We start from the raw sequence: 11,049 nt of genomic DNA on the forward strand, positions 1-11,049 counted from the left end.
TTCTCCTTTAAGATAAATATATTTCTTATAATCTATGCTGGTGCATAATTTATATAACTAGATTTTAACAATAAGACTGCCCCATGTCAAACCCCCACCAAAACCTGATAAGAGAATTGTTTGACCGCTGTCTAATTTTAAGGTCCCATTCGCCACGTTTTCAGAAAGCAGAATTGGGATACTTGCCGCACTGGTATTACCATAAGACATCATGTTTGCCAAGAATTTATCACGACTGACATCGATTTTCTTAGCCATAATATCCAAAATACGAATATTAGCTTGATGAAGAAGGAAGTAATCAGGCTCACCTTTTTCTTCAACCAAGGCCTTAATACTCTTTGAAACCGTCTTAACGGCAAAATCAAAGATTGCTTTCCCATCCATTTGCATATAGGGATTAGGCTGATCAGACTCATCTGAATAAGGCGAGATAACTGCAGAAGCTCCTGACTCAAGACCACCCTTGCTACCATCGGTATTTAAAGATTCTCCGAAGAAATGTTCTTCTTCAGTTTCTTCCAAGAGGACTCCGCCAGCACCATCTCCAAAGAGGACAGCTGTTGTACGGTCAGACCAGTCTAAAGTTTTTGAAAGAACTTCAGAACCAATGACTAAACCTTTTTTGTATGCGCCTGACTTTATCAATTTTTCTGCGGTTGCTAAAGCAAAGATAAACCCACTACATGCCGCAGTAATATCAAAAGCAAAGGCGTTGACTGCACCAATTGCTCCTTGAACTCGAGCCGCTACTGACGGCATAGAACTATCAGGAGAAATCGTTGCAACTAAAACAAAGTCTAGTTCCTCAGGAGCTAATCCTGATTTTTCTAATAGCTGATAAGCAACATTGGTAGCTAAATCACTCGTATTCTCATTCAATGAGATGCGACGTTCCTGAATACCGGTACGTGAGCGAATCCACTCATCGCTAGTATCCATGATTTTTGATAGGTCATCATTAGTCACGACCTGAGCAGGTGCATAATGGGCAACCTGACTAATTTTTGCAAATGCCATTATTTCAACTCCTCAAGAAATGCGTGGAGATTTTCCAATCCCTTGCTCATAACCTTCAATTCCTCGTCGTTAAAGCCTTCTGTAATCCTCATCACCATTGATTTATGAAAACGACGGTGAAGACGATATACCAAACGACCCTTTTTAGAGAGCGAAAGATGGACCACACGACGGTCAACTGATGAACGCGTACGGACAATATAACCTTTCTTTTCAAGTTTATTGAGAGATGTTGTTACAGTACCAAGAGTTAGCATGAGTTCTTTAGCTACTGCACTTGGTGTCGTATCTGGATGTGTACCGATCACATCAATGGTATGCATTTCCTTGAGGGAAACATCGTTAAACTTTGAATTCTTTAAACTTGCTTCTTCGATAATAACTACGTTATTAAAAATATCAACAAGATAGCCATCAATTTTGTCGTAATTCACACCAGACTCCTTTCAATAAAACTTTGACTTTCAAATTATATCAGACTCAAACTAATTTCGCAAGCCCGATTAAAAAACTTTAGTTTTTCTTTTAGAAAATGTGGCTATTTCCCTTGGAATTTAGGTCGACGACGCTCACTATAAGCACGTACCCCTTCTTTGAAGTCTTCTGTGAAAGCAAGAGATTTTTGCAAGTCAAGTTCCAACTTAGCGTAATTTTCCCATCCCGCAAATTCAGATTCCCAAACCATTTCTTTAATGGCTTTAAAGGAATTCACTGAAGAGCGGTTCAATTTTTTAATCAATTGACTCACAGTTTTTTCAAGTTTTTCTGACTCAACAACTTTGTAGGCAATTCCCCAGTCCAAGGCTTTTTCAGCTGATACTGGCTCTCCTGTCATGGTAATTTGAGTCGCACGGTTAATACCGATTGAACGTGTCAAAAGGTAGAGACCTCCAGCGTCAGGTGCCAAACCAACACCTACAAAAGCTTGGATGAATTTAGCTTTATCAGATGCAATCGTAAAGTCTGCTGCAACAGCTAAGTTAGCTGCAGCACCTGCACATGGTCCATCAACTACCATGATGACTGGCTTAGGCAATTTTTTAAGAGCAAAAGAAATTTCATTTACCTGCTCAGCAATACGAACCAAAGACTGTACATCATCTACAGCAACCGCTTTTTGCATTTGATCAAGGTCACCGCCAACAGAAAAGACTTTTCCATTAGCATTGATTACCAAGAATTTTACTGACGCATCTTGTTTAGCTTGCTCAATTGCAGCCATAATCTCATCACAAACTGGAATATTAAATCCATTTTGCACTTCTGGACGATTAAGCGTTAAAGTTGCTACTCCATCTTCAACACTATAAAGAATTGTTTCGTAAGCCATTTTTTGCATTCCTCCGATAACTAGTTCCTATATGAAAACCGTATGTTCTTTATATTTTTATCACAATTTTATTTGATGAATAGATAATTTGATTATCAAATCATTCATCGTTAATTTCTAGTATACCATAGTCCATCTAAAGGTCAACAAAAACTTAGAGTTTTTTAATTTGATACATCAAAACACCGAGTTCTACAACTCGGTGTCTCTTCTATTTTAATAAATCTAAAACATCTATAAGGTTATCCAACAAGCCTTTGGCTGCACTTTGATCCATGCCAAAACGATTATCTTTAATGGCCCAAACCTCAACACCTGCAGCGACTCCAGCAGCAATCCCCTTTTCGCTATCTTCGATAATCAGCGCCTGATTTGCTTCCACGTTCAAATGCTGTAATGCTGTCAGATAAATCTCTGGATTGGGTTTACTCTCTTTAAATTCCTCTCCTGAGAGAACCACATCAAAGAAACCGTTCAAATGATTTTCCTCCAAAGCTCTAAGGATATCTGCCTTTACTGAGCTAGAAGCTAAACCTATTTTCAACCCTCGAGAATTCACTTCATTCAAGACCTTGAAAACATCAGGAAAGATTAATTCTTTATAGGGTAAGGGGTTGTCTTGTTTATAGGCATTGTACTCTTCTTGTAAAGTTGGCACATCCCAGTTATCATAGTCATCTCTGAGAATATTTTCCCAAACTTGCTTGGTATTTCCACCTATAAAGAAAGACGGGGGTAAATGGTCTATTGAAATTCCCTTTTGAGCTAAGAAATTTGCACGTCGATCATAATAATATTTTTCAGTGTCAAAAAGGACACCATCCATATCAAAAATAATTGCCTCTACCACGGGATATCCTCCTTTTCTTTCCTTATTGTACCATAATCAGACTAAATCTTACTTGCTTTTAAAAACAATGTGACAAATTGTCAGAATTTTGCTATAATTGTAGAGTAATTTAAAATTTTTGGAGTAACTATGAAAGTCATCAAATTCGGTGGGAGCTCACTTGCTTCAGCCACACAATTAGAAAAAGTCTTAAACATTGTAAAATCTGATCCTGAACGTCGCTTTGTCGTTGTCTCTGCCCCAGGTAAACGTAACGATGAAGATACCAAAGTTACGGATGCCTTGATTAAATACTATAAACACTATACAAAAGGTGCTGATGTCAAGGCTGACCAAGAATGGATTATTAACCGCTACCAGGCTATGGTTGATGAACTAGGTTTTAAATCAACAGAAATGGCTAAAATAGCCAAATCTATCAATGATTTAGCAACCCTCCCTATCGAGGATAACGAATTCCTCTACGATACATTTCTAGCCGCTGGTGAGGACAATAACGCAAAACTGATTGCTGAGTATTTCCGTAATAACGGTATTGAAGCACGTTACGTTCACCCTCGCCAAGCTGGCATTTTTGTCTCAAGCGAACCTGGAAATGCTCGTATCCTTCCAGGAGCCTATGACAAATTGGAAGAGCTTCGTGAATCAGATGAGGTTCTTGTTATCCCTGGTTTCTTTGGTGTTACCCCTGATAATCAAATTTGTACTTTCTCACGTGGTGGCTCTGATATCACAGGATCTATCGTTGCAGCGGGTGTGAAAGCTGATTTATACGAAAACTTTACGGATGTAGATGGTATTTTCGCAGCCCATCCTGGGGTTGTCCATGAACCACATTCAATTCCAGAGTTGACTTACAAAGAAATGCGTGAATTGGCTTATGCTGGCTTCTCTGTACTTCATGATGAAGCCCTCCTCCCTGCCTACCGTGGTAAGATTCCGCTCGTTATTAAAAACACAAATAACCCATCTCATCCTGGTACTCGTATTATTCTTGAGCACAAGGGTGCAACAGTTCCTGTCGTTGGTATTGCTAGTGATGACAAATTTGTAAGTATTAATATGAGCAAATACCTTATGAACCGTGAGGTCGGTTTTGGACGTAAGGTTCTTCAAATCTTGGAAGATTTAAACATCCGTTGGGAACACATGCCTTCTGGAATCGATGATCTTTCAATCATTATTCGAGAACGTGAACTTACCCCAATCAAAGAACAAGAAATCCTTTCATACTTGACTCGTGAACTCGGTGTTGATGAAGTTGAAATTGAACATGGCCTTTCAATTCTCATGATTGTTGGTGAAAATATGAAAGACCACATCGGTGTTACAGCGACAGCAGCTAAAGCGCTCTCTGAAAAACATATTAACCTAGAAATGATTTCTCAAGGTTCTAGTGAGGTTTCTGTTATGTTCGTAATTGAAACTGAGCAAGAAAAAGCAGCCGTCAGAGCTCTTTATGATGCCTTTTTCCGTAGTGACGACTAATCTAAAAACCTATCTCCTTCAGGGGAAAGGTTTTTCTTTATGAGAAAAACTAAGCCAGCTCTTATCATATCTACTCCAATAGCCTATTCATTAATCAATTATGCATAGCTATTGCAAACCAAAAAACACTAACTTTCGTTAGTGCTTTTTTTTACAAGATGTTTTCGTAAGTTTCACGAACGGCATCTGGCCAAACTGAAGTTTGAACCTCACCAATATGTTTCTTACGAAGCAAGAACATAGCCATACGTGATTGACCAATACCTCCACCAATTGTTAGTGGGAAAAGGCCATGTAACAAGGCTTGGTGCCAATCCAATTTCAAACGATCTTGGTCGCCAGTAATTTCAACCTGACGTTTAAGGGCATCTTCATCAACACGAATACCCATTGATGACAATTCAAAAGCATGTCCTAATTGTTCGTTCCAAACCAAGATATCTCCATTCAAACCATGGTAACCATTCTCAGACTCAGTTGTCCAGTCATCATAGTCAGGTGCACGGCCATCATGTGGTTTTCCATCAGGAAGAACACCACCGATACCAATCAAGAATACAGCACCATATTCCTTGGTAATAGCATCTTCACGCTCTTTTGGTGTCAAATCAGGGTACTTCTCAACAAGCTCTTCTGAATGGATGAAGGTAATTTTCTTAGGTAAAATTGCTTCAATATCGTAACGTGCTTCAACTGCTAGCTCAGTCAAACGAATAACCTTATAAATGGTTTCAACAGTTTCTTTCAAATAAGCGATATTACGATGTCCGTCAGGAATAACTTTTTCCCAGTCCCATTGGTCAACGTAAACAGAGTGCGTTGCATCCAATGAATCTTCATCTGGACGAAGAGCCTTCATATTAACCACGAGCCCTTCACCTTCATTGAAACCAAAACGAGCCAAAGTATGGCGTTTCCATTTTGCTAATGAGTGAACAACTTCGTATGTTGCGTCAGGAATCTGAAGCACATTAACAGTTACAGGATTCTCAATACCGCTCAAATTATCCTGCATACCATCCCCGACCTTACTCAAAATAGGCCCTTGCACTTCAACGACGTCAAGTTTATCAATCAAATACTGTGTAAAAGTATTCTTCACAAAAGAAATTTCCTCTTGTTGATGAATGAAGCTCTTTTTCATACGCTCCTCCTTTAAAAAATCGATAAGCCTATTATACTCCTATTTTTCAGAAAAATAAAGAAATTTTCCAACAATTTTGAAAATTTCTTGTTTTTTATGTTAGGTTTTATCACATTTTCTTAGTTAGCTTCACAACTGCTTCTGTTCGAGCCGTATGAGGAAACATATCTACTGACTGGATATAATTAACATCATATACTTTAGCCAAAGAAACTAGGTCTCTAGCCAAAGTGGATACATTACATGAAACATATACCATTTTTTCAGGAGTGTAGTCCAGTATCGTTTTAAGTAGCTTATCATCTAAACCAGTTCTAGGGGGATCCACAATAAGAGCATCTGCTCGATACCCTTCCTTGTACCAACGTGGAATGATATCTTCTGCTTTACCCACCTCATAGTGAGCATTTTCCAGTCCAAGTGATTTGGCATTCTTCCTAGCATCCTCAATAGCCTCAGGAATAATATCCATACCTCGAATACTCTTTACCTTATTTGCAAAAGCAAGTCCAATAGTACCAACCCCACAATAAGCATCAATAAGATGTTCAGCCTTATCCACATCCAAAGCTTCAACAGCCTGACCATAGAGTACCTCTGTTTGTTGAGGATTCAACTGGTAAAATGCACGAGGAGAGAGAGCGAAGTTATAGTCCAGTACCTCTTCTTGAATCGTGTCTTGTCCCCAAATAATCTCAGTATCCTGTCCATAAATTTCACTAGATTTCGAATAGTTATAATTGACAGCGATTGTTACGATTTCTGGAAAACTTTCCGTCAATTCCTTAACTAATTTTGTGAAAGAAACTGATTTAGAGGTTACAAAAATTAACTGGACCTGATTTGAACCCAAAGCACGTCGTATCATAACAGTACGAATTCCAGCAATTTTGCGCTCATTATAAATTGGTAACTTGTATTTATCTAACAAATTTGTCACCTTATTCATAATGGCTTGAGTTAGCTCATCCTGAACTAGGCAATCATCAATATTAATGAGGCGATGACTCCCTTCCGCAAATAAGCCAGCCTTAACTGAGCCACCAAAAGAACGGGTTTGAAATTGTAGTTTAGCTCGGTAATGTTGTGGTTGCTTCATCCCTATTGTTGGACGAATGTCATATGACTCAAAATTAGCCGGTTTAAACTTCTTCAAGGCTTGTCCTAACAAGTCAGTTTTAAACTCTAATTGCTTATCATAACGAAGATGCATTAACTGGCAACCACCACAGTCTTCATAAATATTACATGCAGGTTCGACACGAAACTTAGAAGGTTTATTGATCTTTAATAATTTCGCCTGAACAAAGTTTCTCTTAACAGAAACAATCTGACAGAACACCTCTTCACCCTTCAAAGCCCCTGGTACAAAAACTAGAGTTTTCTTATAAAAACCAATGCCTTCGCCATTGATTCCCATGCGTTTTATCTTAAGCGGGATACGCTGTTTCACTTGTAAATTCATACTACCATTCTAACATTTTGATATAATAATAACTATGAAAATCACAAAAATCGAGAAGAAAAAGAGACTTTATCTCCTTGAGATAGACAAAAAAGAGAGTCTCTACGTTACAGAAGATACCATCGTTAAATACATGTTGACTAAAGAAATGATACTGGACAAAGATCAACTAGAGGATATTAAATCCTTTGCTCAGTTCTCGCATGGTAAAAACCTAGCTCTCTATTTTATTTCATTTAAACAACGTACTGAGAAAGAAGTAAAAGATTACCTTTTTAAACATGAAATAAACCCTCATATAATTCCCAAAATTATTGATAATCTAAAAAAGAATCATTGGATTGATGATTACAAACTCCTAGAAAGTCTAGCTCAACAAAATCTGAATTCAGGCGATAAAGGGGCCTATGTGCTGAAGCAAAAATGGCTTCAAAAAGGTTGTAACAAACAAATCATTGACGATGTTTTAAGCCAATTTGATTTCTCAGAAATAGCCATTAAAGTAGCCTCAAAACTGTTACGAAAATATCAGGGAAAACTACCATCTAAAGCTCTAAAAGATAAATTAACTCAAAGCCTTATCAATAAAGGTTTTTCATTCCAAGAAAGTAAACTAGCAATCGATCATCTAGAACTTGAAGCAGATGAAGAAAATGAGCAAGCTCTACTTTATAAAGAAATTGATAAGCAATATCAAAAATTTAGTAAAAAATACGACGGTTATGAGCTTAAGCAACGCTTGACACAATCTTTAGCCCGAAAAGGTTATGACTTTGATGCCATAGCATCCGCTCTAAGAGAATATTTATAGGTATTCCCCCTCTTTTCAAAAAATTATGATACAATAAAGGGGATAACCCTTATTGTAGAAAGAGGACGCCATGAAATTACCAAAAGAAGGCGACTTTATCACAATTCAAAGTTATAAGCATGATGGTAGTTTGCACCGTACTTGGCGCGATACTATGGTACTAAAGACAACTGAGAATGCTGTTATTGGCGTTAACGACCACACCCTCGTTACTGAAGCAGACGGAAGACGATGGGTAACACGTGAACCTGCTATTGTTTATTTCCACAAAAAATACTGGTTTAATATTATAGCCATGATTAGGGATAACGGCATTTCCTACTACTGCAATTTAGCTAGTCCATATATTTTGGACCAAGAAGCACTAAAATATATTGACTACGACCTAGATGTCAAGGTCTTCGCTGATGGTGAAAAAAAATTGCTAGATGTAGATGAGTATGAAACACATAAAAAAGAAATGCATTACTCTCCTGATATTGACTATATCTTAAAGGAACATGTTAAAATCTTGGTAGATTGGATTAACAATGGTAAGGGGCCATTTTCACAATCTTATGTTAACATCTGGTACAAACGTTATCTTGAACTAAGGAATCGTTAAAGTTGTCATAAAAAAGACTAGTAATAATACTAGTCTTTTTTTGCACTAAAAACTAATGCTTCGGAATCTAAGTCCATATTCAAAAGATAACGACCTTCTTCTACTTGAATAAGATACCCTAATAATTCTAAAGCATCAACAAAAATATTCCTCCTCTTTTGAAGTACATACTCCTTCCTTATGTATTTTAATAGAAAAGTCGTTACATGTTTCAAAAAGTATTCAGGATTAACATCCCCTAATTTGTCATATAATCTATTCTGCTCTTCAGATAATGGTAGATTTTCTCTTAATTTATAGAAATAATTTGAAATCGTAAGTTCGTCTCTCGTGATACCCGTTTGTTCGATAATAACAACATCATTAGTAGAATTAGATATCTCAGTAACAAAACTACGATTTAATAGTTCTAAATAACAAGAAGAATCATCATTAATAAAAAAATGCTGGTCTAAGTCAATTTTAGAAGAATCCGACACAAGACTAATTAATAAACGGTAACGTTTCTCAAATCGTTCAATATAGCCTGCTTTTACAAACTCCTCAATTAATTTATCTATATTCTTTTGAAAAGGAAACTCCCTTTTTATTGCTCTCAGGGTCACAGGCTGATTAAGATATAGATAATTCACTATTTCCATAAAAAAAGCTTGCTTACATAGTTTGTTTGGGTTAAATTGTATTATCATAAGAAGTATTATACCATTAATCAGACCACTAAAAAAAGGCCTGACGGCCTAATTTTATGCATTAAAGCTTTCAGTCAACTGTGGTACTACTTGTTTCTTACGAGAAACGGCACCTTCAAGGAAAGCATGATTATTTTCTAAAACAAAATCAAAGGCTTTTTCAACATTATCAGTATTTGAACCAAGTGCAAGAATTTCTGAATTTGAATTAAGGATATCAGTAATCATTAAGACAAAGTCAGAGTATCCATTGCTTTTAATTGAGTTATTAATAGCTTCTTCGATTTCCTCTTGACGAGAAAGAACATCGGAAATATCAACTGTATTAACTTGTGCAACACGAACTTGATTGCCATTCAATTCAAAAGTTTTGGCATCAATATCAATAAGTTCTTCAGCAGATTTAGAAGAAAGATTAGTACCAGCTTTAAGCATAGCAAGTCCATATTCTTCCAAATTAACTCCAGCAATTTCTGCAAGTTCAGCTGCAACTGCAGGATCTGAAGCATGTGTAGTTGGAGATTTAAGGAGAAGAGTATCCGAAATCAAACCTGACAAAAGCAAACCAGCCACTTCCTTAGGAACTTCAACATTGTTTTCTTTGAACATACGATAAACAATTGAAGAAGCTGATCCAACAGGCTCCAATCGCATCATTAATGGATTAGCGGTTTCAAAGTTAGCCACACGGTGATGGTCTACTACCTCAATGACCTCAACATCCTTAATATCTGAAATAGATTGTTGAAACTCATTATGGTCTGTAAGAATTACTTGCTTAACTCCCTCTGACAAAGCTGATTCAACAACTCGTGGTGCCTCAACACCAAAATAATCAAGAACGAAAGCAGTTTCTTCGTTAGGAGTACCTAAAGCAACGGCTTCAGCATCAACGCCAAGTTGACGTTTCAAATAAGCGTATCCATAAGAAGACCCAATCGCATCAGAATCAGGGTTTTGATGACCAAAAACAAAAACTTTAGACATAAATTCACCTCAAAAATAGTATTATAAGTTATTATAACATATAAAAAAAAGAAACAAAATAAAAAGAGTAACCTAAGTTACTCGAAATATAGTCCGTACGGGATTCGAACCCGTGTTACCGCCGTGAAAAGGCGGTGTCTTAACCCCTTGACCAACGGACCATCTTTATGCCGGCTACATGACTTGAACACGCGACCCTCTGATTACAAATCAGATGCTCTACCAACTGAGCTAAGCCGGCTAACTTTTCTAATGCGGGTGAAGGGACTTGAACCCCCACGCCGTTAAGCGCCAGATCCTAAATCTGGTGCGTCTGCCAATTCCGCCACACCCGCATATATGACCCGTACTGGGCTCGAACCAGTGACCCATTGATTAAAAGTCAATTGCTCTACCAACTGAGCTAACGAGTCTCAAATATTTCTACTTGAACGGTCCCGACGGGAATCGAACCCGCGATCTTCGCCGTGACAGGGCGACGTGATAACCGCTACACCACGGGACCTATGGGAGTTAACGGGATCGAACCGCTGACCCTCTGCTTGTAAGGCAGATGCTCTCCCAGCTGAGCTAAACTCCCTTTGCGCTAAGCGACTACCGTATCTAACAGGGGGCAACCCCCAACTACATCAGGCGTACTAGGGCTTAACTTCTGTGTTCG

11 protein-coding genes and 6 tRNA genes are annotated in these 11,049 nt (G+C 37.8%); 3 read left to right on the forward strand and 14 right to left on the reverse strand.

What is annotated here, in order from left to right; all coding sequences use genetic code 11:
- Positions 1-57: 57 nt before the first annotated feature.
- From H7T98_RS07100 to H7T98_RS07115, 4 genes are all read right to left on the reverse strand, one after another.
- Positions 58-1,020: a beta-ketoacyl-ACP synthase III gene (locus H7T98_RS07100; RefSeq protein WP_064520576.1), complete on the reverse strand. Its 963-nt coding sequence runs from the start codon at positions 1,018-1,020 to the stop codon at positions 58-60.
- Positions 1,020-1,454, reverse strand: a complete 435-nt coding sequence (locus tag H7T98_RS07105) for a MarR family winged helix-turn-helix transcriptional regulator (protein ID WP_002885562.1) — start codon at positions 1,452-1,454, stop codon at positions 1,020-1,022. Before H7T98_RS07105 ends, H7T98_RS07100 begins: the two co-directional genes overlap by 1 nt.
- Positions 1,455-1,558: 104 nt before the next feature.
- A complete protein-coding gene (locus H7T98_RS07110) occupies positions 1,559-2,350 on the reverse strand; it encodes an enoyl-CoA hydratase (protein ID WP_037601410.1) in 792 nt (263 codons plus the stop codon).
- Between the two features lie 211 nt (positions 2,351-2,561).
- Complete coding sequence (locus tag H7T98_RS07115) at positions 2,562-3,200, reverse strand: HAD family hydrolase (RefSeq protein WP_201061577.1); 639 nt, start codon at positions 3,198-3,200, stop codon at positions 2,562-2,564.
- A gap of 129 nt (positions 3,201-3,329) precedes the next feature.
- Between H7T98_RS07115 and H7T98_RS07120 the strand changes: the two genes are divergently transcribed.
- On the forward strand, positions 3,330-4,688 hold the full coding sequence (locus tag H7T98_RS07120; RefSeq protein ID WP_175061630.1) for an aspartate kinase: 1,359 nt from the start codon (positions 3,330-3,332) through the stop codon (positions 4,686-4,688).
- Between the two features lie 151 nt (positions 4,689-4,839).
- Here H7T98_RS07120 and asnA read toward each other — a convergent pair whose 3' ends face one another.
- Both asnA and rlmD read right to left on the reverse strand, forming a co-directional pair.
- On the reverse strand, positions 4,840-5,832 hold the full coding sequence (gene asnA, locus H7T98_RS07125; RefSeq protein WP_013990097.1) for an aspartate--ammonia ligase: 993 nt from the start codon (positions 5,830-5,832) through the stop codon (positions 4,840-4,842).
- A 109-nt stretch (positions 5,833-5,941) separates the two neighbouring features.
- Positions 5,942-7,297 carry a 23S rRNA (uracil(1939)-C(5))-methyltransferase RlmD gene (gene rlmD / locus H7T98_RS07130; protein WP_201061579.1) on the reverse strand — a complete coding sequence of 452 codons (1,356 nt, stop codon included), beginning with the start codon at positions 7,295-7,297 and terminating at the stop codon, positions 5,942-5,944.
- A gap of 34 nt (positions 7,298-7,331) precedes the next feature.
- Here rlmD and recX point away from each other — a divergent pair, with 34 nt between their 5' ends.
- On the forward strand, positions 7,332-8,108 hold the full coding sequence (gene recX, locus H7T98_RS07135) for a recombination regulator RecX (protein ID WP_084915013.1): 777 nt from the start codon (positions 7,332-7,334) through the stop codon (positions 8,106-8,108).
- Between the two features lie 70 nt (positions 8,109-8,178).
- Positions 8,179-8,712, forward strand: a complete 534-nt coding sequence (locus H7T98_RS07140; protein ID WP_002886644.1) for a DUF402 domain-containing protein — start codon at positions 8,179-8,181, stop codon at positions 8,710-8,712.
- A 29-nt stretch (positions 8,713-8,741) separates the two neighbouring features.
- On the opposite strand, the gene H7T98_RS07145 is transcribed toward H7T98_RS07140, so the two are convergent.
- The 8 genes from H7T98_RS07145 to H7T98_RS07180 form a co-directional block, all read right to left on the reverse strand.
- A complete protein-coding gene (locus H7T98_RS07145; protein ID WP_175057409.1) occupies positions 8,742-9,401 on the reverse strand; it encodes a DUF1803 domain-containing protein in 660 nt (219 codons plus the stop codon).
- Between the two features lie 54 nt (positions 9,402-9,455).
- Positions 9,456-10,388 (reverse strand): manganese-dependent inorganic pyrophosphatase, encoded by a 933-nt coding sequence (locus H7T98_RS07150; protein ID WP_175057408.1) that lies wholly within the window; start codon positions 10,386-10,388, stop codon positions 9,456-9,458.
- Between the two features lie 89 nt (positions 10,389-10,477).
- Positions 10,478-10,549 (reverse strand) — tRNA-Glu (locus H7T98_RS07155).
- 7 nt (positions 10,550-10,556) lie between these two features.
- Positions 10,557-10,629 (reverse strand) — tRNA-Thr (locus H7T98_RS07160).
- Between the two features lie 12 nt (positions 10,630-10,641).
- A tRNA-Leu gene (locus H7T98_RS07165) sits at positions 10,642-10,723 on the reverse strand.
- Between the two features lie 5 nt (positions 10,724-10,728).
- A tRNA-Lys gene (locus H7T98_RS07170) sits at positions 10,729-10,801 on the reverse strand.
- Positions 10,802-10,820: 19 nt separating this feature from the next.
- Positions 10,821-10,893, reverse strand: a tRNA-Asp gene (locus tag H7T98_RS07175).
- A 2-nt stretch (positions 10,894-10,895) separates the two neighbouring features.
- Positions 10,896-10,968 (reverse strand) — tRNA-Val (locus tag H7T98_RS07180).
- Between the last annotated feature and the right edge of the window lie 81 nt (positions 10,969-11,049).

Origin of the sequence: Streptococcus sp. 23.2, from assembly GCF_016648665.1 — a bacterium.
Classification (GTDB): Bacteria; Bacillota; Bacilli; order Lactobacillales; family Streptococcaceae; genus Streptococcus; species Streptococcus salivarius_E.